This is a genomic window from Hyphomicrobium sp. (assembly GCF_036833075.1).
GTDB lineage: Bacteria > Pseudomonadota > Alphaproteobacteria > Rhizobiales > Hyphomicrobiaceae > Hyphomicrobium_C.
Genome location: NZ_DAITQL010000019.1, coordinates 40,928 through 63,543 on the forward strand (window position 1 = coordinate 40,928; position 22,616 = coordinate 63,543).

A 22,616-nucleotide genomic window follows, 5' to 3' on the forward strand; every position below is an offset into this window, starting at 1 on the left:
CTTTTGCGTTTGGCTATAGCGGACGACACCCCGTCCCGTCCGCCGCCCCTGACGCACGACGACGCGCCGTCAGGCCCCCTCGCAAAGTCCGGTCCTGCCGCCGCACGGGGCGCCACGTTGAGCGCATGCCTCGGCCATGACCGGGCGGAGAGCGGGGCGCGGCGCAAAATGCCTGTCGCTTTGGATTTCTTGTGTCTTCGACGCTCTGCGCGCTGGTTCCCGGGCCCACTTCGCGCCACCCGGATCGGCGGAGGGCAGAGGGGCGGGCGCCTGCCGCGCCTATTTCTTGACGTCCGTGGGCGGCTCGATCTCGATCTTGTCCGGGTACGCATAGACTTCCTTGAACAACGGCTTGTCCAGGTGCCCCTTGCGGGCGAAGACGCTGCGGGCGGGCAATCCGGTCACCGGATCGAGATAGACCATGCGCACGGCCTCGTTCTTGGCTTGCTCCCCGGCCTTCGGGCCCGAACCAGGGGGTGGCACGTCCAGGCCGCGGTATCCGCGCAGCTCGCGCCCATCGACGGTCTCGAGCCCGGTGCACTCGAACTTGCCGACCTCCTGATAGACCTGGGCGACGCTCTTGATCATGAACTGGACGAGCTGATCCGTCTCATGAGACGGAGCCTCCTTCCAGCCTTCCCCGCTGTTGACCCACGCCTTGTCGCCGACGACGATGCTTTCGACGGGCTTGCCTTCGGTGAGAGGCGTCAGCACCTGGCGCATCCGGTCCGGCGTGGCGTACTCCACGACCATCTTTGCGGGGCCCGACTCGGTGATCATGTCGGTCTCCTTGCGGATGAACTTCTGCTTGCCCTGCGCATTGACCCCGAGGGCGACCTCGGTCGAGCAGTCGGCAAGGGCAGGCGCCGCCGCGACGAGGCCAAGGGCGAGCACGAAGAAACCGGACGTCACACGCATCGTATCCATTCCTCCATCGCCGTCCGGCAAGGACGGCGCACGATCCTCTTTGCCGTCGGCCCGACGGGTACCCGCAATGGCACCGCGCCTATACCACGGCCCTCTCAAACGTCATTAGGGTTTCTCGATCCGGATGTCGGCCGGATAGGAGAAGGTGCTCCTGACCAACGGATCGCCACTCCCATCGGGGGCACCCACGATGTTGAAGGCGGGCAGACCCGTGTCGGGGTCGACGTAGATCGTACGCGCCAGCATGTCCCCGGACTCGATCTTCTCCGGCGTCGTCTGATAGGCGCGGTAGGCTTTGCCCTCGAACGTCACATCGCCGAGGCAGTTGAAATCCGCCATCACGCGCGGCGGCGCAAACGCCTCCTCGATATGCGCCGTTACCAAGGTGGCTTGCCTGGCCTCCAGCACTTCCCAGCCGGCGCCATCGCCCTGGTTGCCCCAGGCCGACTGGCCGATGCCGATAGTCTCGACGCTCTCGCCCCGCGCGCTTGCCTTGCGATACATCTTGTCAGGCGGCTGGAAATCGAACCGCTGGAGCTGATCGGCCCCGTCGGGAGCCTTGGTCAGGATCTCGGTGCGCCAAGGCTGCTTCTGCTGCTTGACGAAGGCCGCCTCGACCTCGGCTTTTCCATCGCAGGCGAAGGCGGCAGGGGCGCATACCACCGCGGCGGCGAATGCAAGGGCAACTTTGGCAATGCGCATGTCGTCGTTTCTTCCCATGTCTTCCTGGTACGGATTTCCCGGCGCGCGAGCGGTGCATCCTATACACGGCCGGGAAAAAGTCGATGCGAAGACGAGAAGATTTCTAAGCTTTAATAATGCGCTTCGGGAGCGTGCTGTGTGAGTTGCAGGGAGCTCACCGCTCGGGCTCGACGGGCGTGCCCCGGCGCTCGCGCATCCTGTTGACGAAGCGCGTGAACATATAGTGGCTGTCCTGCGGGCCCGGCGACGCCTCGGGATGATACTGGACGGAGAACACGGGCCGCCCTTCGAGCTCCAATCCGCAGTTCGTGCCGTCGAAGAGCGAGACGTGCGTCTCCACGACGCCCTTGGGCAAGGTCTCGCGATCGACCGTAAAGCCATGATTCATCGATGTGATTTCCACCTTATCGGTGGTGAAGTCCTTGACCGGATGATTGGCGCCGTGATGGCCCTGGTGCATCTTGCGGGTCTTGGCGCCGAGGGCGAGGCCCAGCATCTGGTGGCCGAGGCAGATGCCGAACAGCGGCAGCCCGGAATCGATCAGCTTCTTGATCTCGGGAACGGCGTACGCGCCGGTCGCGGCCGGATCGCCCGGGCCGTTCGAAAGGAAGACGCCGTCCGGCTTGCGCTCGAGGATGTCCTCGGCCTTGGTGCGGGCCGGAACGACCGTCACCTTGCAGCCGGCGGAGGCGAGGCAGCGCAGGATGTTGCGCTTAAGCCCGTAATCGATGGCGACGACGTGGAACTCAGGCGCCTCGTTGCGCCCGTAGCCCTTGCCCCAGACCCAGCGGGTCTCGTCCCAGGCGTAGCTCTGTCCGCTCGTCACGTCCGGCACCAGGTCGAGGCCGAGCAGGCCGGGCCACGCCTTGGCCTCGGCCCGGAGCTTGTCCAGATCGAAACGGCCCGACGGCTCGTGCGCGATGACGGCGTTCGGCATTCCCTTGTCGCGGATGCGCGCGGTCAGCGCACGCGTGTCGACGCCGGCGATGGCGATGATGCCGCGGCTCTTCAGCCACGCGTCGAAGTGAGCCGCCGCGCGGTAGTTCGACGGATCGGTGATGCCGGCGCGCAGCACGCAGCCGCGCACGCCCGAGCGCGCGGCGAGGTTCGAGGTCTCGGTGTCCTCGGCGTTGGTGCCGATGTTGCCGATGTGCGGGAAGGTGAAGGTGATGATCTGGCCGGCGTAGGAGGGATCGGTCAGCATCTCCTGGTAGCCCGTCATGGCGGTGTTGAAGCACACCTCGCCGACGGCGCTCCCGGTCGCGCCGAGGCCCATGCCGGCAATCACCGTCCCGTCGTCCAGCACCAGGCGGGCCGTGGCGGGCATCTCGGTCCAGGGCGCGGGCGTGGCGGTCATCGTCTGTGCTCGTCTCTGGGCTCGCGGAGCCCGTCCCGCACGCTCCTCACGCGCGAGGTGGTCCGCTCGAAGCCGGGTCCATGGATCGCGGCGGACCCTATGCGAGGGGGTCGGTCCGGTCAAGAAAAGCCGTGGGCGAAAGCGGCGGCTCGCGGTTGCAGCGCCCGTGCCCTATATACGGGCATCAACCGGCGCAATTTCGAGGTTTCCCATGCGTGCGCGCATCAACCAGGACGTGAAGGATGCCATGAAGGCGGGCGACAGGACGCGGCTCACGACGCTGCGCCTCATCACGGCCGCCATCAAGGACCGCGAGCTCGGCATCGGCAGCGCGCCGACGGAGGTCGGGGACGCGGACGTCGTCGCCATCCTGCAAAAGATGGTCAAGCAACGCCGCGAAAGCATTGCCACCTACGAGAAAGCCGGCCGCAACGACCTTGTCGACCAGGAAAAGGCCGAGATCGCCATCCTCGAAGGCTACCTGCCGAAGCAGATGGGCGAGGCGGGCGTAAAGGCGGCCGTTGCCGCACTGATCGCCGAGCTCGGCGCCGCGGGCCCCAAGGACATGGGCCGCGTCATGGGCGCGCTCAAGGAGCGCTACGCCGGCCAGATGGACTTCGGCAAGGCCAGCGGCGCGGTGAAGGAAATATTGGGATAGGCAACGGGCAGCAGGCAACAGGCAGGAAAGACCCTACTGCCTACTGCCTACTGCCTACTGCCTACTGCCTACTGCCTACTGCCTACTGCCCCCCTGTGGATTAGGCTGATAAGGGCTGGGCTCGCCGTGCGTTAGCCCGGGGGAGCGGGCGAATCGCTTAAAGGTGGCAGGGCGCATCCGGATGCGCGTAAAGCAGCGGCGGACCCTCAAGACCCATGCGATTTTCGCCCCATCTCCTGGACGAGATCCGCGCCCGGCTTCCGGTGAGCCAGGTCGTGGGGCGCAAGGTCGCGCTCAAGCGCAAGGGGCGCGAGTACGCCGGGCTGTCGCCGTTCAAGGTCGAGAAGACGCCCTCGTTCTTCGTCAACGACCAGAAGGGCTTCTACCATTGCTTCGCCTCCGGCGAGCACGGCGACATCTTCAAGTTCGTGATGGCGACTGAGGGATTGACCTTCCCGGAGGCCGTCGAGCGGCTGGCTCAGGAGGCAGGCGTGGCGCTGCCGAAGCCCGATGCGCGCGACGAAGCCCGCGAGGACCAGCGCGTGCGATTGCTGGCGCTGATGGAGGACTCCGCGAAGTTCTTCGAGGCGTCGCTCGCCGGCCCCGCCGGCGGGGACGCGCGCCGTTATATCGACAAGCGCGGCTTGACGCGTGAGACGCTGGCCACGTTCCGCATCGGTTATGCGCCGAACTCGCGCTCGGCGCTCAAGGAGCACTTGGCGAAGGCAGGATACACGCTCGAGGAGATGACGCTCTCCGGCATGCTGATCGCCGGCGACGATATCCCCGTCGCATACGACCGCTTCCGCCACCGCGTGATGTTCCCGATCGTCGATGCCAAGGGCCGCATCGTCGCCTTCGGCGGGCGCGCGCTCGATTCCGGGCAGAACGCCCCCGGCGGAGCCGGGCATATAGCAAAGTATCTGAACTCGCCGGAAACGCCGCTCTTCCACAAGGGCCATCTGCTGTTCAACGTGCACCGCGCCCGCCTCGCCGCACACGACAAGGACCGCGTGATCGCCGTCGAAGGCTACATGGACGCGATCTCGCTTTCGGAGGCAGGCTTCACGGAGACGGTGGCGCCGCTCGGCACGGCGCTCACGGAAGACCAGCTCCAGATCCTGTGGCGCATGTCGGCCGAGCCGATCCTCTGCTTCGACGGCGACAGCGCGGGCAAGCGGGCCGCGTTCCGGGCCGTCGATACGGCGCTGCCGCACCTGAAACCTGGCGCCAGCCTGATGTTCGCGTTCCTGCCGGACGGGCTCGATCCCGACGACCTCGTGCGCCAGCAGGGGCCGGCCGCGCGCGACGCCTGCCTCGGCCGGGCCCGGCCGTTGATCGACGTGCTGTTCGAGCGCGAATGGGGCCAGGGCGACTGGTCGACACCCGAGCGGCGGGCGGGCCTCGAAAAGACCCTGAAGGGCCTGATCGGCCGCATCGCGGACGAGAGCGTGCGGGCTCACTACCGCCAGGCCCTGGGGGAGCGGCTGGCCGCGGCCTGGGGAACGGCACGGGGGCCCGCCGGCACAGGAGGGGCGGGGCTTCAGCCCGGCGGCGCAAGGGCGCCCTGGGGCGGAGCAGCCCCCTGGCAGGGGCGCGGCGGCCGACTTGGCGGCGCGCCCCAGGCGGCGCGGCGGGGCGCGGGATATCGCAGCTTTCCGGCGACCCTCGGCCAGGGCACGGAGCGGGTCAACGCCAGCCCCAGCCTCAGAAAAAGCGCCCTCGTGGCCGCGGACGGCGGCATGCCGCCCTACCGGGAGGCCCTGCTGCTCAAGGCGATGCTGAACCATCCCTGGCTGGTCGAGGAGCAGGCCGAGGCCATCGCGGCGCTGCCGTTTACCTCGACTGCGCTTTCCGGGCTACGGGACGCGATCCTTTCGGCCCAGGCCGTCAACAATTTACTTGACACGGAAACCCTTCGAACCCACTTGAACAAATCGAGCGTCGGCAAGGTCTTGACCCTTGTCGAGCGGGCCGTTTCGCACAAATGCGATCGATTTGCTGAGCCCCAGGCCGGGCGCACCGAGGTGGAGGATGGCTGGCGCCACGCCCTCGCGATGCATGATCGGCACGTGGGACTTCAGCGATCGCTGGAAGCGGCTGAGCAGGCTTGGCACGAGGATCGCAGCGAGGCGTCGTTCGCACGCATCTGCGATCTCAAGCGGCAGCTCGAGCTCGTAAGCGGCGCCGGTTCATTGGATACGGCCGCTGAGCTGGGTCACGCATCTTGACGATAGGGGGATCGCCACGTTCGGATTTGCGACCTGCTCGGCCAGTCACAGGCGGAGTTCCGACCCGAAGAGGGGCGGACGCTTCGCTGCACGGCATGCGATCGGCGCTGAGCCTCTCGGCGCGCACCTCGGCAATGGCGTGTGCGGACGCGCAGGAAAGGCAGCGATCCTCACGCCTGGAACTCTCCGCAGCCTGAAGGCTTGCGGCGCTTCATTCTGAATTGAGCGGGGCGCGCCGGACGTGCCCTCACATCCTTTTGCGACGGTTGGAACAACATGGCAAACGCTGCAAAGAACGAAGAGCAGGATACCGCGACCGCCGACGCCGCCGAGCGCGACAGCCCCCTCCTCGATCTCTCCGACCAGGCGGTGAAGCGCCTGCTCAAGACGGCGAAGGCACGCGGCTACGTCACGCTCGACGAGCTCAATTCCGTGCTGCCGTCGGAGGAAGTATCTCCCGACCAGATCGAGGACACGATGGCGATGCTCTCCGACATGGGCATCAACGTCGTCGAGACCGAGGAGGGCGAGGAAGGCGCCGACGCGGCGGCCCCCGACGCCGACGAGGAGGACAACCGTTCGCTCGTCGCCCCGGGCCTGCCCGTGCGCTCCGAGACCCGCGCGGAGCCGTCCGAGCGCACCGACGATCCCGTGCGCATGTACCTGCGCGAGATGGGCTCGGTCGAGCTGCTTTCGCGCGAGGGCGAGATCGCCATCGCCAAGCGCATCGAGGCGGGCCGCGAGGCGATGATCGCGGGCCTCTGCGAGAGCCCCCTCACCTTCCAGGCCATCATCATCTGGCGCGACGAGCTCAACGACGGCAAGATCCTGCTGCGCGACATCATCGACCTCGAAGCGACCTATGAGGGTCCCGAGGCCAAGGCCCCGCCGGCCATGGCGGGCGACGGCGCGGACGAGGAAACCGCCGGCAACGGCGCGGACGGCGCCGCGGCGGCGCAGGGCGAAAGCGACGACGACGACGAGTTCGAGAACGCGCTGTCGCTCGCGGCCATGGAGGCCGAGCTCAAGCCGAAGGTGCTCGAGACCTTCGACAACATCGCCAACACCTACAAGAAGCTCAGGAAGCAGCAGGACAAGAAGCTCGAGCAGCAGGTGGCGGGCGAGAGCGGCTCGCGCCAGCAGCAGAAGGCCTATGACAAGCTCCGCGAGGAGATCATCGCCGACGTGAAGAGCCTCTCGCTCAACAACGCGCGCATCGAAAGCCTCGTCGAGCAACTCTACTCGATCAACCGGCGCCTCGTCGGTCTCGAAGGACGCCTGATGCGGCTCGCCGACAGCTACGGCGTGCCGCGCCAGCAGTTCATCGACGAGTACTTCGGCAACGAGCTGGACCAGACCTGGCTCGACCGCATGGCCGAGAACGGCAAGAAGTGGGGCAACCTCATCAAGAACGAGCGTCCCGCGATCGCGCAGATCCGTGGCAACATCCACGAGCTCGCGACGGAGACGGGCCTCGAGATCACCGAGTACCGCCGCATCGTCAAGGCCGTCCAGAAGGGCGAGCGCGAGGCGCGCCAGGCGAAGAAGGAGATGGTGGAGGCCAACCTCCGCCTCGTGATCTCGATCGCCAAGAAGTACACGAACCGCGGCCTGCAGTTCCTGGACCTCATCCAGGAGGGCAACATCGGCCTCATGAAGGCGGTCGACAAGTTCGAGTACCGCCGCGGCTACAAGTTCTCGACCTACGCCACGTGGTGGATCCGTCAGGCCATCACGCGCTCGATCGCCGACCAGGCGCGCACGATCCGCATCCCCGTGCACATGATCGAGACGATCAACAAGATCGTGCGCACGACGCGCCAGATGCTGCACGAGATCGGCCGCGAGCCGACCCCGGAGGAGCTGGCCGAAAAGCTCGCCATGCCGCTCGAGAAGGTGCGCAAGGTGCTGAAGATCGCCAAGGAGCCGATCTCGCTCGAGACGCCAATCGGCGACGAGGAGGATAGCCACCTCGGCGACTTCATCGAGGACCGGAACGCGGTGCTGCCCGATCAGGCGGCGATCGCGGCCAACCTGCGCGAGACGACGACGCGGGTGCTGGCGTCGCTGACGCCGCGCGAGGAGCGCGTGCTCCGCATGCGTTTCGGCATCGGCATGAACACGGACCACACGCTGGAAGAAGTCGGCCAGCAGTTCTCTGTGACGCGCGAGCGCATCCGCCAGATCGAAGCCAAGGCGCTGCGCAAGCTCAAGCACCCGAGCCGGAGCCGGAAGCTCCGGAGCTTCCTCGACAATTGAGCTGAGCGCGATTCAAATAAAAGCAAGCGCGCTCTAAGTCGGAACAACGCCCGCGGCATCGCCGCGGGCCTGATACGCAAGTGCGCCTTCCGCGGCCGCGCGACCGGTTGCAAAACAGGCTTGCAGGAGATATCCGCCGGTCGGCGCTTCCCAGTCGAGCATCTCGCCGGCGACGAACGTGCCGGGCCGGGCCCGCAGCATGAAAGTCTCGTCGATCGCGTCGAGGGAGACGCCACCGGCCGTCGAGATGGCCCGCTCGATCGAAGCAAGCCCCGTGACACGGACCGGCACGGCCTTGATGAGACGGGTGAGCGCGCCGGTCTCCAGGACCGAAAGCGGTGCACCCTTAGCGTACGCCGCCTCCTGCAGGAGGCCGACGGCCGCCCCGTCAAGGCTCAGCGCCTTGCGCAGATACGTGGCGAGCGATTGCTTGCCGCGAGGTTTCGCGAGGCGGGCGGCAAGCGCCTCCTCGGACGCATCGGGACGCAGATCGACGCGAAGCTCCGCCGTGCCCTGCGCGGCCAGCTCCTTGCGGATCGGCGCAGTGAGCGCATAAACCGCGCCGCCTTCGAGGCCGTCCCGCGAAATCATCGCCTCGCCCCGCACGGTCTCCGTGCCGAGCGTCAGCGCGATACGTTTCAAAGGCTGGCCGGCGAAGCGGGCGCGGAACACCTCGCTCCAGGACACGCGAACGGCGCAGTTCGCGGCCTCAAGCGGCACGACCTCGATCCCTGCGCCGGCCATCGGCGCCACCCAGCTCCCGTCCGAGCCGAGGCGCGGCCAGCTCGCGCCGCCAAGCGCCAGCACCGCCGAACAGGCCTCGACGGCGCAGCGCCCGTCGTCGGTCTCGAACACTAGCCGCCCTTCCCCGTCCCAGCCGAGCCAGCGGTGACGGAGATGCATCTCGACGCCGAGACGTCCCAACCGCTTGAGCCACGCCCGCAAGAGCGGCGACGTCTTCATGGCGCGTGGAAAGACGCGGCCGCTCGTGCCGACGAACGTCTCCTGGCCCAGGTCCTCGCACCAGGCGCGGAGCGCGTCCGGTGGGAACGCCTCGATGGCCGCCCTGAGCCGCGGGGCGGCGTCGCGATACCGGGTCAGGAACGTCTCGAGCGGCTCGCTGTGCGTTAGGTTGAGGCCGCCGCGGCCGGCCAGGAGGAGCTTGCGCGCGAGACGAGGCATACGTTCGTAGAGCGTCACCCGGGCCCCTCCGCGCGCGAGCGTTTCCGCCGCCATGAGCCCGGCGGGCCCCCCTCCGACGACGGGGATCGTGATGTTGGATCGGTGTTGCAAGGTGAGCCTGCCGGACGAGCGCGGATGCATTCGCCTCCGAATAAAGCGCGGCCAGGCAAAGAGCAATCGTGCCCACGCGTTACGCTTGGGTGGAGGGCAGGACCAACGTCCTCCTCGCCCTGCCCGGCCTCCCCAACGCGAAGTTGTGCACGAAATCCCGCCGGCCTCGTCGGGGCGAGCGACGCATCGTATGATGCAATTGGTTGGCCTGCTATCTCGGGACCACGGGCATGACGGACGCAAAGCTCTCGCTCATCCTGCTCTCGGCACCGTTCGTGCTCATCGCCATATTCGGCGAGCTCGGCCGGGACTTCTCGCTCTACCGGCACATTGTCGAATTCGGAACTCCGGGAACCGCTATCGTGCAAAGCATCGAGCCGGCGTCCTACATCGGCTATCCCGAAGGCGGCCGAACGCTCGTCTACAAGCTCGACGTGCCGGGTCCAGCGCTCATCAGCGGCGCGGCCCACATCTCCGACGATGCCGCAACGCGCTACAGCGCCGGGGGAGAGATCGGCATCGTCTATGCCGCGACCGATCCCTCTCTGCACGCGCTCTCCGTAGGGCACGCCTGGATCGAGTTCGTCAACACACTGATCGTGACCGTTGCCTACGTCGCTGCGCTGGCACTCACGACAGCGCTCCTGCGAACCTCGCCGCGGAAAAGCTGGCGGGACTGGATATGAGGCCGTTCCTCGTTGCCATCATCGGCCTCTGCGTGACCGCGGCGCATGCCGCGATGCCGCCCGCCGTCTATCAGAAAGCGCGCGCGGACGCGCCGCTCCATGTGCAGGTGGCCATCGCCGACGTGGCGATCCCGGAGCTGACCCCGAGCAGTTGTCTCGTCACGGGCGAGGTCGTGCGCGTCTTCCGCGACACGCCGGGCGTGCTGTCCGTCGGCGACACGATCGACTTCGCCGTCTCGTGCAGCCGCGCAGGCGACCGCGTACCGATCGGCGGCACGCTGTGGACCAACGCGGACGCGCTCTCGGCGGCGCGTTTCATCGAGGTCTATCTGATCGACTCGGGCAGCTCGTTCGAGGTTGCGCGCGACCAGTCGCGCATCATCGAGGCACCATCGGACGCGCCGCAGTTCCCGGAGGACTGACGACCCAGGTCATCCCGAAAGCGGGCGCTGAGGCGCGCTACGCACGTACCCGTAGCTTACCAGGATTTGCAGGCGTAGTAGCGGTCGAGATAATAGGGATTGCCCGTGTTCTTGTAGCGGGTCTTCCACTTCTTGCAGTCGTAGTAGGCCGCCGTTCCGATAATGGCCGCCGCACCCACCGCAGCGCCGACGCCATACCCACGGTGCTTCTTGTGGTGATGGTGATGATGGCTATGACCGTGATGTTTGCCCTTCTTGGCATACGCAACGCTCGGCATGCCGAGCGATACGACGACCATGGCGGCTGCAGCCGTTGCAGCGACCGAGGATTTGAGGATCGACATTTCATTTCTCCTGCGGGCACTTCGCGCGCCCGGGCGACTGTCGGCCGTCCCGCCTAAGATTGGGTTAGGCGGCAGGGCTAATTCGAGGTTAAGGCAGTCGCGAAACTGTGATGCGGAAGACCGTCCAGCAGCGGCCGGCAGTGCTAAAATAAAAGCCAAGGAGAATCCTTGGCTCGCCCGGATCGGCAAACGATCTCGGACCGATCCGTGCCTGATCATTGGAGCCCTACGAGAAGGAGCCCATGTCATGGCCACATACGATGAAGCCCATCATATCGTCTCCCTCACTGACGAGGAGGCCCGCAGCGGAGTCACTGGACACAACGTCCGTTATGTCCTCGCCTTCGGCATGACCGGAGTTATCGCCGCCTTTACCGCGATCGCGGTCTATTACGGTTTCGACGATTTGCAGGCGTGGATTGCCGGCGCCGCTCACGAAAGCCCGTTCCATCTCATGCACGCGGTCGCCGCCCTCGCGATCCTCGGGCTGTTCGCCTGCCTGGTCGTCGGCGTGGTGCTCGGCCTTTGGAATGCGGTTTCGGGACCCACCACGGATGGCAGCCAGACTTTCATGCGCCTTCGCGTCGCCGTACAGTTCGCGCTCCTCTGCGTGATCATGCTGATGCTGGCGCATTTCGCGACATAGCAACGCCTGCGTCGGCGTTAGCTCCGACGATCAGCCCGAGGGCTGTGGCGCTCTCGCTGGCTGCACGTTGATCCACGCGACCTCGTCGACGCCAAGCTTGACACCGTAGCCGGACTCGCAGCCGCCGCATTCTCCGAGCCCCTGACCCTTCGCCATGGGGGCTTGGCCCCGGATTCCAGCCGACCAGCCGCCCCGCCAGAGAGACGTTCTCCAACGTGGAGGACGGCCAGACGGGAAGCCCCTTTAAGCCTTGCGCTTCTTTCGCGCGGCGTAGCGCGCGTCGCGAAGGGCCTTCTGGTCGGCTTGCGCGGCGACCGCGAGGTCGGCTTCTTCACGTGCCTTGCGCGCGACGAGGGCTGCCTGCTCCGCCTTTTCCGTCTCCTCGCGAGCGGCCTGTTCGGCTGCTGCTCGTGCCTTCGCCTCTTTGCGGGCTTCGCGCGCGGCGACCATGGCGTGGCGCTCGGCCGTGCGCTGGAGCACCTTAGGGTCATCGGCGGAAGGCTTTTGGGCGCGCCGAAGCATGGCCAGCCGCGCCTCCGATGCCGTCTGGAGACGCTCACCGAAGAACTTGTCGTTGAAATATTTCATGTCGGTCCGTTGTTTGACGATTTGACAATTAGAACGCGCCGCAAAGCGCGCAAGCACACGCTCGACCACGAGACCGAAGCCGCACTCCGTTCGTGATCCGATGGCCGCTAGGCGGCGTGCGGCCGATAAAAGACCGCGCGCGGCTTGGCGGTCTGAAATGCCTGCCGCATATGGGTGTTGCAATAGGGGCTGCCGTCCTTCTTGCGGTGGCCGCAAAAGTGGAAGTCGGGCGACAGCGGGTCGCCGAACGGCCAGCGGCAGTCGTCCGCGAGGAGCGTTTCGACTGTCTTTCTTTGCTTGTGCGGGATGTTCGAAGGGGGATCGACGCGCAGAGGCGCCGGCAGGCTGGGGGTGACTTTCATCCCGTCTTGTAACACAGCCGCTTGCATTTGTCGTGCGGCGCTTGAACACTCCTTTTTTGGGGGGTTGTCTGCGCATGTTCGGTGATCGATGCGGTGGAATGAGCAGTCTTCCGCTTCTCTCTTATTTAGGCCGTTCATAGACCTGATCCGGAGGGGTGGCTTCGGCGCTGAGCGAGGCTAACGCTTGGTCGAGCGAGAGCACCGACTGGTCCTGCGAACCCAAGCGGCGGATCGAGACCTTCTTCTCCTCGGCCTCGCGTTTTCCGACCACCAAGATGACCGGCACCTTGGCCAACGAATGCTCGCGGACCTTGAGGTTGATCTTCTCGTTCCTGAGATCGCTCTCGACACGCAGGCCCGCCGCCTTCGCCTTCTCGACGACTTCGAGCGCATAGCTGTTCGCATCCGAGACGATGGGCGCGACGACGATCTGCAACGGCGCGAGCCAGAGCGGGAAGTGGCCGGCGTAGTTCTCGATCAGGATGCCCGTGAAGCGCTCGAGCGAGCCGAACATGGCCCGGTGGATCATCACCGGCGTCTTCTTTTGCGAATGCTCGTCGATGTAGAAGGCGCCGAGGCGGCCCGCGAGGTTGAAGTCCACCTGCGTCGTGCCGCACTGCCACTCGCGGCCGATGGCATCCTTCAACACATATTCGAGCTTGGGGCCGTAGAACGCGCCCTCGCCCGGCTGCAGCGCCGTCTTGATGCGGCCGTTCGAGCGGCGCTTCACCTCGTCGAGCACATCGCCCAGCGCCTTCTCGGCCTTGTCCCACAGGTCATCCGAACCGACGCGCTTTTCGGGCCGCGTCGAGAGCTTGATGAAGATGTCCTCGAAGCCGAAGTCCTTGTAGATCGCCAGCATCAGATCGTTGATCTTGAGGCATTCCTCCATGATCTGATCTTCGGTGATGAAGATGTGCGCGTCGTCCTGCGTGAAGTGGCGAACGCGCAGCATGCCGTGCAGCGCACCCGACGGCTCGTAGCGGTGCACCTTGCCGAACTCGGCGATCTTGAGGGGCAGGTCGCGGTAGCTCTTCAGGCCATGCTTGAAGATCTGCACGTGGCCCGGGCAGTTCATGGGCTTGCAGCAGAACACGCGCTCATCGGGGAGCGTGGTCGTGAACATGTTCTCGCCGTAGTTCTCCCAGTGGCCGGAGAGCTCCCAGAAATGCTTCTCCATCATGTCGGGCGTGTTGACTTCCTGATAGCCCTCGCGGTCGAGGCGACGGCGCATGTAGCCGATCAGCGTCAGGAACAGCGTCCAGCCCTTCGGATGCCAGAAGACGGAGCCCGGCGCCTCCTCCTGGAAATGGAACAGATCCATCTCGCGGCCGAGCTTGCGGTGGTCGCGCTTCTCGGCCTCCTCCAGGCGGTACAGGTACGCCTTGAGCTCCTCCTCCGTCGCGAAGGCCGTGCCGTAGATGCGCTGCAGCTGTGGGTTGTTGGCGTCGCCCCGCCAGTAGGCGCCCGCGAACTTCATCAGCTTGAACGCGCGGCCGACCTGGCCCGTCGATGTCATGTGCGGGCCGCGGCAGAGGTCAAGCCATTCGCCCTGCTTGTAGATCTTCACGTCCTGGTCGGGGGGAATGGCGTCGACCAGCTCGATCTTGAACGTCTCGCCCTTGTCGCGGAAGAACGCCTTCGTCTTGTCGCGGCTCCAGACCTCCTTCGTGAACGGCGCGTTCTTCTGGATGATCTCCGCCATCTTCTTCTCGATGCGCGGAATGTCCTCGGGCTCGAACGGCTGCTGTTTTGCGAAGTCGTAGAAGAAGCCGTTCTCGATCACGGGACCGATCGTGACCTGCGTGCCGGGCCAGAGCGACTGCACCGCTTCCGCCATCACGTGCGCGGCGTCGTGCCGGATCAGCTCGAGCGCCTCCGGGTCCGTGCGGGATACGAACTTGATGGACACATCCTTCGTGACGGGGTCGGCGAGGTCAGCCAGCGCGCCGTCCAGGCTCATGGCCACCGTGCGCTTGGCGAGGGACGGGGAGATCGACTTGGCGATCTCGAGGCCCGTGGTTCCCGCGGCGACCTTGCGGCTCTTGCCGTCCGGGAACGTGATCGTGACTTCGGATTGGGCGTCCGACATAGCGTCTCTCCTCTCACTCGCGGCATACCGATCCGCGTAAGACAGCCGCTTAAATCGGGCGAGTTCCGCATAAAGTCAAGCGAAGGCCGTGGGAAACAGGCCGCATCCATTCGGAAAATCCGTTGGCTGCCTTGACTCAAATCTCGACTCCGCAACTCCTGGCGGCTGAGAGGGCACCATGGCTTTCGATCGCCGTCGCATTTCGCATTTTGCACCGGGCTGGCGATGGCTTGCGCTCGGGGTCGCGATGCTCGCGAGCCCCACCCCCGGCGGCGCAGAGACGGCCTCGCCGCTGCCCGGCCTCACCATCGAGGTCGAGGGGCAAAGGGTCTTTGGCGCCTCCGATTTCGAAGCCGGCCTCATTCCCGATCTCGGCCTCGGCGCGTTGCGCACCCTCAAGCTCGACGACGGCAACGGTTGGGGCGGCGCGATCGCGATTGGTTATGGCTGGCGCAACGGCTGGAGCGGCACGGTGCGCTACCGCCGCCTCGAAGCCGACCGGAGCGGCGACCCGATCTCGGACGGCGTGATCGCGTTTGCCGCCGCAGATCCTCTTCTCCCGGGCGGCTTTCTCGTCGGCCTTGCGGAGGCGCGCACGGAGGTCCGATCCGATATGTCCCGCGTCGATCTGGAAATCGCGAGCGACGTCGCATTCATGGGCGCGCGCGGACAGATCTTCGGCGGCGTCACCTATGCCGCGATCAACCGCGAGACCGCCATCGTCGATACCTGCTCGTGCGCCCCGCGGCTGCTCCGGCTCTCGAGCACATTCCAGGGCGCGGGGCCGAAGATCGGGGTCCGCGGCGCCGTCCCGCTCGGAGCGGCCGTTCGCCTCGTCGGTGGCGCATCCGTGGCCGCCTTGATCGGCCGGTCGGAGTTCGAGAGCGCCTCGATCGACCCGCTCGCACCGCAGGGCACGTTCAAGGACGAGGACACACGCGTCGCGGCGGCTCTCGACGGCGAGGCCGGTCTGGCCTTTGCGCTCGACGCAGGCACGCTGACCGTCGGCTATCGCGCCGATGCGCTCATCGGCGCGCTCGACACCGACCAGCGCGTGTCGGAGCCGTTCCGGGCGCTCGGCCTTCCCGCCATCGGCGACACGCGCGACGATATCATCGCACACGGCCCCTTCGTGCGGTTTGCCATGCCGCTCGCGGGAACGGGCAACTGACCGCGGCGGATCAGTCGAAGAGCGACGAGAAGAATTCGGCGATGGCGCCGATGAAGCCGAGGATGACCTCGGCTACAGCCTCGAAAATCGACAGGAACGTTTCGGACGCGCTCGCGCCGGCGACAAGGACGACAGCGCCACCCGAAGCGACGAGCGCGGACGTCACCGCGTTGAAGACCGTCATCCAGAGGATCGCGAAAAACACGAGGCCGAGAACGAGCGCGGCCGCCGTGCGTCGGATGAAACGCACGACCGGAGATCGTCCGGCAGGGGCAGGTTCCGTCATCGTCACACATCTCTCCTTGTTCGAAGATGAGCGTTCGATGTCGATCCTGCATGGCGCGGCCGGTCCGGGCTGTTCCGGGCGGAACAGTCACGCGGCCGGATCCGTCGGCGCCGACCGCAACCGCCAACGGCCGTACCGCCACGGCGCGAACGGGTGGCGCTCGCACCGGATGTCGGGAGGCGGATCGTAGCCGGCGCTGCCCCACGGGTGGCATCGCAACAGCCGCGCCAGCGTCAGCCATAGTCCGCGCCAGGCGCCGTTCTTGTCGATCGCCTCGAGCGCATACTCCGAACAGGTTGGGAGATGGCGGCATTCGAGCCCGATCAGAGGCTTCAGCGTCCAGCGGTAGGCATGGATAGGCGCTTTGACGATGCTCTCGATCCACCCCATGGGTGCCTCATACCTCCGGGATCACACGCATCCCGCGGCGTCCGGCGCCGCAGCCGGCCCACGCTCTTTCGCCCCGCCCTGCACCTGGTCGAGGGCGCGCTCGACGGCATCGAAGACGAGAAGCGTCGATGCATGGCGATGGGGATAGTCCTTCACCGGCTCAAGCAGACCGAGATCAGCCCAGCGGCCCTCCGGACGCGGGCCACCTTCCTTCAGCATGCGGCGCATGGTGGCGGCGACGGTGCGGAACTCGTCGGCCGGCGTGCCCACGATCTCGCGCCCGACGATGGCGGCGGACGCCTGACCCAGAAGGCAGGCCTTCACCGTCTGGCCGAAATCCGAGATCCGGTCGCCGTCCATCCCGATCTCGACCTCGACGGTCGAGCCGCAGAGCTTGGAGTGAGCGCGCGCCGTCGCCTGCGGGTGCTCGAGGCGGACGGCATGCGGAACGGCCGCCGCCAGCTCGAAAATCCTCTCGTTGTAGATGTCGTCCAGGTCCGCCATGGATTTCAGATATCCCTCCGCCGCTTCCGGCCGCCTGCAATCGCTTCTATATAAGGCGTCTTGCACGACCATTCGAGTTGCATCGTCCCAGAGCCCGTCATGACCGATCGCGCACCCTCTCCCTTTCCGGCCCGCGGCACCATCGCCGACATCGAGCAGGGCCAGGTATTCCAGCCCAAGTTCGACAAGGACGGGCTCATCGCCGCTATCGTCACGGACGCCGATACGGGTACGGTGCTGATGTTCGCCTGGATGAACGCCGAGGCGCTCAGCCTCTCGCTCAAAACCGGCATCGCCCACTTCTGGAGCCGGTCACGGGCCCGCCTCTGGCGCAAAGGCGAGGAAAGCGGCAATACGCTCGCGATCCGGGAAGCGCGCGTCGACTGCGACCAGGATGCGATCTGGCTTCGCGTCTCCGTCGCCGGCGCCGGGGTCGCCTGCCACACCGGCGCGGTCTCCTGCTTCTACCGCACCCTTTCCCTCGGCGCCGGCCATCCGATCCGGCTCGAGCGGGACGATCCCTGACCGGGCGTCGCCCGGCCCCGCGGCCAAGGATTGTGAAACGTTTCCGCCGTGCGGGCGTTGTTCTCTGACTGCACCGCAGCAACGTTTTCTCAAACTACAGCACATCCTTGGTAGGAGGGCTTTAATCGGATTCTGCTAATCTCCAAGTAACGATCAAGGGATAGAAGACCGGCCCACGGCATCGGTCGGGGGCCGGAGAGTGGAGTCTGCCATGGCCACAGCAGCCAGTTCCGGTGCAGGCAAGATTAAGGTCGGCCTCGCGCTCGGCGGGGGCGCGGCCCGGGGATGGGCACACATCGGCGTCCTGCGCGCGCTCAACGCGGCGGGCATCCGGCCCGACATCATTGCCGGAACGTCGATCGGCGCCGTCGTCGGAGCCTGTGAGATCGCGGGGCAGCTCGATGCGCTCGAGGAGTTTGCGCGCGAGCTGACGCGCCGCCGGGTGCTCGGCTACCTGGACTTCAATCTTTCGGGCACTGGTCTGATCACGGGCCATCGCCTCGGCGAGCGGCTGCGCAAGCAGCTCGGCAATATGACGTTCGAGGACATGCCGCGGCGGCTTACGGCGGTCGCGACCGAGATCGGCACAGGCCACGAGGTCTGGCTGTCGCGGGGCAACGTCGTCGATGCGGTGCGCGCGTCCTACGCGCTGCCGGGCGTGTTCCGGCCGGTCAAGGTCGAAGGACGGTGGCTGTTCGACGGCGCGCTCGTCAATCCCATTCCGGTCTCGGTGTGCCGTGCGCTCGGCGCGCGCTACGTGATCGCGGTCAACCTCAACATCGACATCTCCAACCGCGGCACGATTTCCTATATCAGCCCGATGCCGGGGTCCGACCAGGAGCTGGAGGAAGCGCCACCCGTAACAGCCAAGAACGGCATGGGCGTCCGCCAGCTTCTGCAGCGCCAGCTTCTCGGCCGCGGCGAGGACGTGCCCGGTATCTCGACCGTGATGGTCGACGCCTTCAACATCGTACAGGACCGGATCGCGCGCTCGAGGCTCGCGGGCGATCCGCCCGATGCCATGATCAGCCCGCGCCTGCACGGCTTCGGTCTTTTCGATTTCCATCGCGCGGACGAGCTGATCGCCCGCGGGGAAACGGCGGCAAAGCGGGAGATCGAGGACCTGATGCGCGAGCTCGACACGCGTCACGAGGCGAGCGGCAGCCGCCAGATGACAGTCGTCTGAGCGTCATACGCAAAAAAAACGGCGCGCTTTAGAGAAAGCGCGCCGTTTCTTTTTTCAATATAGGGCGGATTCTCTCAGCCGGTCGCAAGATAATTGCGCATGGCAGAGACTTCCATCTGAACCTCGGCGACGCGGTGTTTCACGATATCGCCGATCGAAACGATGCCGACCAACCCGTCATCTTCGATGACGGGAAGGTGACGAAAACGTCCGTTCGTCATTATTTCCATGAGCTCGTCGATTTGACTGGTTTCGTGACAGGCGACGACCGAGCGGGTCATCACCTCGGAAACCGTCATACCGAGCGCCGAAGCGCCATGCTCCGAAATCGCGCGAATGATATCGCGCTCGGATATAATGCCGGCCACTTGACCGTTCTCACCCACGACGACCACAGCACCAATCTTTTTGGGTCCGAGTTTCTTCGTGACGTCGAGCAACGTTGCGTTCGGCCTTAAGGTGGTAACCGCCCTTCCTTTCGACTTCAGTATCGATGCGACGTTCATGAATGTGTCCTCCCGCTCGCACCTCCGTCGCGTCCGTCACCGGCGGGGAAATTACGCTCCCGCCTTTCTCACGTACCGCTTCGACCTGAGCGAGCGCCATTGCTTGATGCTTGACCGAAGCCTTGCGGACTTCGACTTCTGATGGTGATGCAAACACGCTTGGCGCGCAAGGGTTTCAATTGAATTTTGGTTGCGGATCATCTTCGGAACGCGAGGCATTATCGAAGAGGCCATAAGTAAAAATCCCTACCAGATAACCTCCGATATGGGCTTCCCACGCAATCCCCGCCCCGTTTTGTGCAACGCCAAATCCGACGATCGTCATCACATTTAGGAGAATAAGAATTGCACTGGCAACGAGGATGCGCCGGTCGGTCAGCGCTTCTCCGAGCGTCATGAGCCGTACTGTGCGGGGCGCGTCCCTGAGACGGCGAAAGCCCCCTGAATCCATGGCCGGAAACAGAAATCTCATGACGGCGCCCATGAGGCCCGAGATGGCGCCGGACGCACCGATCATAGGCTGCATCAACCCGGTGTTGGCGAGGTAGAACGCGAACGCGCCGCCGAGGCCGCAGAGGGTGAAGAACGCGAGGAACCGCAGCGGCCCGGTGCGCTCGGCTATCGCACCGCCGAAGGCGAGCAGCCAGGCGGCGTTGAAACCGAGGTGAACCCAGTCGCCGTGCATCAGCATGTGCGTAAAGGGCGAGGTGAACAGCGCCCCCTCGCCCCCGGGCAGCTCCAACCCCGCCGGACCGTAGCGGCCCGGGATGAACGCCGCGGCGAGGACCAGCCACAGGTCATCGTCCGCGGACAGAAACCCGCGCCCGACATGCACAAGCACCAAGGCGGCAAGAACGGCGACGACGACGCGGGGAACATTGAAGATCGGCTCTTCGTAGGGTGCCGTGGGGATCACGGGGGTCTCCTGTTCTGGCGAGCGGAACGTCCTGTCCGCCATCGCTTTACCGGCATGACGATTGCCGCGAAAGGCCCGAGCCGCAAGGCCCGAGGGCCGGCTTTCATACGTCAACGCACGCAGGACAACCTTCGAATGGCATGGAACCTGCTCCATAGGCCCGCAGAGGCTCATTCCGACACCCATCGAGCCCGATTTCTCGGAGCAGCCGCTTTGGGAAGCCAGGTACCGCATCCCCCCTGCGGCGCCGAGGCCCCCAGGCGGTGCCAAAGCAGGACCGAAATGAGACATCCCGCCACGCAGGTGCTTTACACTTATTGGAATGAGCTGAGAGGCAACCGCACCGCGCCCCGCCGCCTCGACATCCAGCCTGCCCGCATTGCCGATCTCCTGCTCGACACCTTCATCCTCGAGCGGACGGACGGGGCGACCTTCCGCTCCCGCCTAGCAGGCACACGCGTCGCCGCCCGCCTCGGGTTGGAGCTTAAATCCCAAAGCTTCCTGTCGTGCTGGGGGGATGGCGACAGGGCCTTGCTCAGCCACCACATGGTCGCCATCGCCGACCTGGGCCGTGTCGGCGTGTTCACGGCCGAAGCCGAGCGCCTCGACGATCGGGGCCAATGGCGCGCGCGCGGCCAGTCCTCCACATTCGAGATGATCGTCCTTCCGCTCGTCCATTCGGGCGAGACCATCGACCGCCTGCTCTGCCATCTCGTTGAGTTCGACCCCCAGGACGCCTCGCCGGGCGGCTCCATCCGGCGCCTGCGGCTGGTCGCAGCGGAAACCGTATCACCGGGCAGCGGGATGCCCGCCGACACGACCCGGTTCGCCGAAAGGAGCGCCTCCGCCGAAGACCGCCAGCTTCCCCTTCATCCGCACGTCCGCACGGCCCGTATCGTCCGCCAGGGCCACCGCCAGTTCCGCGTCTACGAAGGCGGGCAAAGCACCTGAGGCGGCAGACGGGGCTTTCGCGCTTCGCCAGGAACCGCTTCCCGCATCCTCGGCGTTGTCCCCTCGATGCGATCCGGTCGCCCGGCGCCGTCGTTTCCGCCCACCCGGCACGGAGGACTGCTCCGTGCAGGTTCGAAGCTCCGGTTAGTCGTTCTTTAAGTCTGCTGTCTCAATATGGGACTCCCATGGCTGTCAGCGGTTGTAGGATCGCAGTGCGGCCGCGGAGGTTGTTGCTTAGATTACGCGGGTTTCGTTCATGTCGCACAGTCAAGCCAGAACCGTTAAACCCTCGCTCCGGCTCGACGCGCGGATCGTCCCCGACAGGCGGCGCCACAAGCGGTTCCCGCTGCCCCTCCTCGGGCGCTTCATGCGTGCCAACAAGCAAGAATATCCTTGCAGGCTCAACGATATCTCCGCCGGCGGCGCCGCCTTGATGGCGCCCGTGGAGGTCGAGATCGGCGAGCGCGTCGTCGTCTACCTCGACGAGATCGGCGGAATCGAGGGCGATGTCGCGCGCGTGTTTGACGGCGGCTTCGCCATCAAGCTCCGGGCGAGCCAGCACAAGCGGGAGAAGCTCGCAGCCCTGATCACCTGGCTCGTCAACAAGGAGAGCCTCGGGGCATCCTTCGGGCGCCGCCACACGCGGATCGCCGTCCCGAACAAAACGTCAACCCTGAAGCTCGCCGACGGAACGACCGCCGACTGCAGCGTGCTCGATGTCTCGCTGTCGGGCGCCTCGATCGGCACGGAGGCGCGGCCTCAGATCGGCGACATGGTGATGTTCGGAAAGCTGCGCTGCAAGGTCATGCGCTACCACGACAGGGGAATTGGCGTTCAATTCCTCGACATCCCCGATCCCGAGGCATTGCGGCGGTATTTCGGCTGACGGGTGGGTGAGATGTCCCGTGGGAAAGACCAGATTAGCTCAAATTTTGCTCGATTTCTGGGCGCGTACTTCAGAGGACCACGACATTTCCCGTCTATCGTGGTCTGCGTAAGAGGGTTGGTAGGGGTAGTGAGTATGAAGCGTCTCGTAGTGTGCATTACCGGCGCCCTGGCCGCGATCGCAGGACCGACGAGTGCCATGGCGGATCACTCGGTCTCCCGCGCGGTAATCACGAGCAAATCCTCCTTCATGCGGGTTTTCGGCCCTTCTCAGCCGCCCTACGGGTTCGTGCGCTTCTGCGATAGCCACCCGACGGATTGCGCGCCCCAGCTCATCGAGGACGTTCGCTTCCGGCCGACGCCGGAGCGCCTGTCGGAGCTCGACGAGGTGAACCGCTGGGTCAACCACGCGATCCGGCCGGCGACCGATCAGGAGATCTACGGCGTCAGCGAGTTCTGGACGTATCCTACCGACCGGGGCGATTGCGAGGACTATGCTCTGCTCAAGCAGAAGATGCTGATCACGCGCGGCTGGCCGAAGAGCTCGCTCCTGCTCACCGTCGTGCGCGACGAGAAGGGCGAAGGGCACGCGGTGCTGACGGCGCGCACGGCGCAGGGCGATTTCGTGCTCGACAACAAGGTCGACGACGTCCGGCTTTGGAACGCCTCCGGCTACTACTTCATCATGCGCCAATCCTATCTCGATCCGCGCGTGTGGGTTTCGCTCGA

At 65.7% G+C, this 22,616-nt stretch carries 25 protein-coding genes; 12 read left to right on the forward strand and 13 right to left on the reverse strand.

The annotated features are described in order from the left end of the window. Positions 1-279: 279 nt before the first annotated feature. The 3 genes from V7082_RS08000 to carA all read right to left on the reverse strand — a co-directional run bounded on the left by V7082_RS08000 (position 280) and on the right by carA (position 2,986). Positions 280-918 carry a hypothetical protein gene (locus V7082_RS08000; protein WP_334147462.1) on the reverse strand — a complete coding sequence of 213 codons (639 nt, stop codon included), beginning with the start codon at positions 916-918 and terminating at the stop codon, positions 280-282. 114 nt (positions 919-1,032) lie between these two features. Beyond that, positions 1,033-1,629 carry a hypothetical protein gene (locus V7082_RS08005; RefSeq protein WP_334147464.1) on the reverse strand — a complete coding sequence of 199 codons (597 nt, stop codon included), beginning with the start codon at positions 1,627-1,629 and terminating at the stop codon, positions 1,033-1,035. Between the two features lie 154 nt (positions 1,630-1,783). Further along, positions 1,784-2,986: a glutamine-hydrolyzing carbamoyl-phosphate synthase small subunit gene (gene carA / locus V7082_RS08010; RefSeq protein ID WP_334147466.1), complete on the reverse strand. Its 1,203-nt coding sequence runs from the start codon at positions 2,984-2,986 to the stop codon at positions 1,784-1,786. A gap of 211 nt (positions 2,987-3,197) precedes the next feature. On the opposite strand from carA, the gene V7082_RS08015 reads away from it, so the two are divergent. The 3 genes from V7082_RS08015 to rpoD all read left to right on the forward strand — a co-directional run bounded on the left by V7082_RS08015 (position 3,198) and on the right by rpoD (position 8,134). Beyond that, positions 3,198-3,644, forward strand: coding sequence for a GatB/YqeY domain-containing protein (locus tag V7082_RS08015; RefSeq protein ID WP_334147468.1), 447 nt, complete (start codon positions 3,198-3,200; stop codon positions 3,642-3,644). A 215-nt stretch (positions 3,645-3,859) separates the two neighbouring features. Beyond that, positions 3,860-5,875 (forward strand): DNA primase, encoded by a 2,016-nt coding sequence (dnaG, locus tag V7082_RS08020; RefSeq protein ID WP_334147470.1) that lies wholly within the window; start codon positions 3,860-3,862, stop codon positions 5,873-5,875. A gap of 276 nt (positions 5,876-6,151) precedes the next feature. Beyond that, positions 6,152-8,134, forward strand: a complete 1,983-nt coding sequence (rpoD, locus tag V7082_RS08025; RefSeq protein ID WP_334147472.1) for an RNA polymerase sigma factor RpoD — start codon at positions 6,152-6,154, stop codon at positions 8,132-8,134. A gap of 33 nt (positions 8,135-8,167) precedes the next feature. Here the strand turns inward: rpoD and V7082_RS08030 are convergent, their stop codons facing one another. Further along, complete coding sequence (locus tag V7082_RS08030; protein ID WP_334147474.1) at positions 8,168-9,457, reverse strand: NAD(P)/FAD-dependent oxidoreductase; 1,290 nt, start codon at positions 9,455-9,457, stop codon at positions 8,168-8,170. A 200-nt stretch (positions 9,458-9,657) separates the two neighbouring features. Between V7082_RS08030 and V7082_RS08035 the strand changes: the two genes are divergently transcribed. Both V7082_RS08035 and V7082_RS08040 read left to right on the forward strand, forming a co-directional pair. Then, a complete protein-coding gene (locus V7082_RS08035; RefSeq protein ID WP_334147476.1) occupies positions 9,658-10,113 on the forward strand; it encodes a hypothetical protein in 456 nt (151 codons plus the stop codon). Beyond that, complete coding sequence (locus V7082_RS08040; protein ID WP_334147478.1) at positions 10,110-10,535, forward strand: hypothetical protein; 426 nt, start codon at positions 10,110-10,112, stop codon at positions 10,533-10,535. The genes V7082_RS08035 and V7082_RS08040 overlap by 4 nt, the downstream gene beginning before the upstream one ends. A 56-nt stretch (positions 10,536-10,591) precedes the next feature. Here the strand turns inward: V7082_RS08040 and V7082_RS08045 are convergent, their stop codons facing one another. Beyond that, entirely contained in the window at positions 10,592-10,879 is a 288-nt protein-coding gene (locus tag V7082_RS08045; RefSeq protein ID WP_334147479.1) for a hypothetical protein, read from the reverse strand. A gap of 247 nt (positions 10,880-11,126) precedes the next feature. On the opposite strand from V7082_RS08045, the gene V7082_RS08050 reads away from it, so the two are divergent. Continuing rightward, entirely contained in the window at positions 11,127-11,525 is a 399-nt protein-coding gene (locus V7082_RS08050; protein WP_334147480.1) for an HIG1 domain-containing protein, read from the forward strand. A gap of 243 nt (positions 11,526-11,768) precedes the next feature. Here the strand turns inward: V7082_RS08050 and V7082_RS08055 are convergent, their stop codons facing one another. The 3 genes from V7082_RS08055 to thrS all read right to left on the reverse strand — a co-directional run bounded on the left by V7082_RS08055 (position 11,769) and on the right by thrS (position 14,567). Continuing rightward, complete coding sequence (locus V7082_RS08055; protein ID WP_334147482.1) at positions 11,769-12,113, reverse strand: DUF6481 family protein; 345 nt, start codon at positions 12,111-12,113, stop codon at positions 11,769-11,771. Positions 12,114-12,220: 107 nt separating this feature from the next. Further along, on the reverse strand, positions 12,221-12,613 hold the full coding sequence (locus V7082_RS08060; RefSeq protein WP_334147484.1) for a GcrA family cell cycle regulator: 393 nt from the start codon (positions 12,611-12,613) through the stop codon (positions 12,221-12,223). Then, entirely contained in the window at positions 12,597-14,567 is a 1,971-nt protein-coding gene (gene thrS, locus V7082_RS08065) for a threonine--tRNA ligase (protein ID WP_334147486.1), read from the reverse strand. The genes V7082_RS08060 and thrS overlap by 17 nt, the downstream gene beginning before the upstream one ends. A gap of 178 nt (positions 14,568-14,745) precedes the next feature. Between thrS and V7082_RS08070 the strand changes: the two genes are divergently transcribed. Continuing rightward, positions 14,746-15,738, forward strand: coding sequence for an Lpg1974 family pore-forming outer membrane protein (locus V7082_RS08070; protein ID WP_334147488.1), 993 nt, complete (start codon positions 14,746-14,748; stop codon positions 15,736-15,738). A gap of 10 nt (positions 15,739-15,748) precedes the next feature. Here the strand turns inward: V7082_RS08070 and V7082_RS08075 are convergent, their stop codons facing one another. The 3 genes from V7082_RS08075 to V7082_RS08085 all read right to left on the reverse strand — a co-directional run bounded on the left by V7082_RS08075 (position 15,749) and on the right by V7082_RS08085 (position 16,918). Further along, on the reverse strand, positions 15,749-16,024 hold the full coding sequence (locus tag V7082_RS08075) for a hypothetical protein (RefSeq protein WP_334147490.1): 276 nt from the start codon (positions 16,022-16,024) through the stop codon (positions 15,749-15,751). A gap of 87 nt (positions 16,025-16,111) precedes the next feature. Further along, positions 16,112-16,414, reverse strand: a complete 303-nt coding sequence (gene yidD, locus V7082_RS08080) for a membrane protein insertion efficiency factor YidD (protein WP_334147492.1) — start codon at positions 16,412-16,414, stop codon at positions 16,112-16,114. A 21-nt stretch (positions 16,415-16,435) separates the two neighbouring features. Beyond that, positions 16,436-16,918 carry an iron-sulfur cluster assembly scaffold protein gene (locus tag V7082_RS08085; RefSeq protein WP_334147494.1) on the reverse strand — a complete coding sequence of 161 codons (483 nt, stop codon included), beginning with the start codon at positions 16,916-16,918 and terminating at the stop codon, positions 16,436-16,438. A gap of 99 nt (positions 16,919-17,017) precedes the next feature. Between V7082_RS08085 and hisI the strand changes: the two genes are divergently transcribed. Beyond that, positions 17,018-17,443, forward strand: coding sequence for a phosphoribosyl-AMP cyclohydrolase (gene hisI / locus V7082_RS08090; RefSeq protein WP_334147496.1), 426 nt, complete (start codon positions 17,018-17,020; stop codon positions 17,441-17,443). A gap of 211 nt (positions 17,444-17,654) precedes the next feature. After that, entirely contained in the window at positions 17,655-18,629 is a 975-nt protein-coding gene (locus V7082_RS08095) for a patatin-like phospholipase family protein (RefSeq protein WP_334147498.1), read from the forward strand. Positions 18,630-18,703: 74 nt separating this feature from the next. Here the strand turns inward: V7082_RS08095 and V7082_RS08100 are convergent, their stop codons facing one another. Both V7082_RS08100 and V7082_RS08105 read right to left on the reverse strand, forming a co-directional pair. Beyond that, positions 18,704-19,135: a CBS domain-containing protein gene (locus V7082_RS08100; RefSeq protein ID WP_334147500.1), complete on the reverse strand. Its 432-nt coding sequence runs from the start codon at positions 19,133-19,135 to the stop codon at positions 18,704-18,706. A 175-nt stretch (positions 19,136-19,310) separates the two neighbouring features. Further along, on the reverse strand, positions 19,311-20,051 hold the full coding sequence (locus V7082_RS08105) for a rhomboid family intramembrane serine protease (protein ID WP_334147502.1): 741 nt from the start codon (positions 20,049-20,051) through the stop codon (positions 19,311-19,313). A 282-nt stretch (positions 20,052-20,333) separates the two neighbouring features. Between V7082_RS08105 and V7082_RS08110 the strand changes: the two genes are divergently transcribed. The 3 genes from V7082_RS08110 to V7082_RS08120 form a co-directional block, all read left to right on the forward strand. Further along, positions 20,334-21,002 (forward strand): PAS domain-containing protein, encoded by a 669-nt coding sequence (locus V7082_RS08110; RefSeq protein ID WP_334147504.1) that lies wholly within the window; start codon positions 20,334-20,336, stop codon positions 21,000-21,002. A gap of 256 nt (positions 21,003-21,258) precedes the next feature. After that, entirely contained in the window at positions 21,259-21,888 is a 630-nt protein-coding gene (locus tag V7082_RS08115; protein ID WP_334147506.1) for a PilZ domain-containing protein, read from the forward strand. Between the two features lie 135 nt (positions 21,889-22,023). Next, on the forward strand, positions 22,024-22,616 hold a 593-nt coding region (locus V7082_RS08120), incomplete at its 3' end, for a transglutaminase-like cysteine peptidase (RefSeq protein ID WP_334147508.1).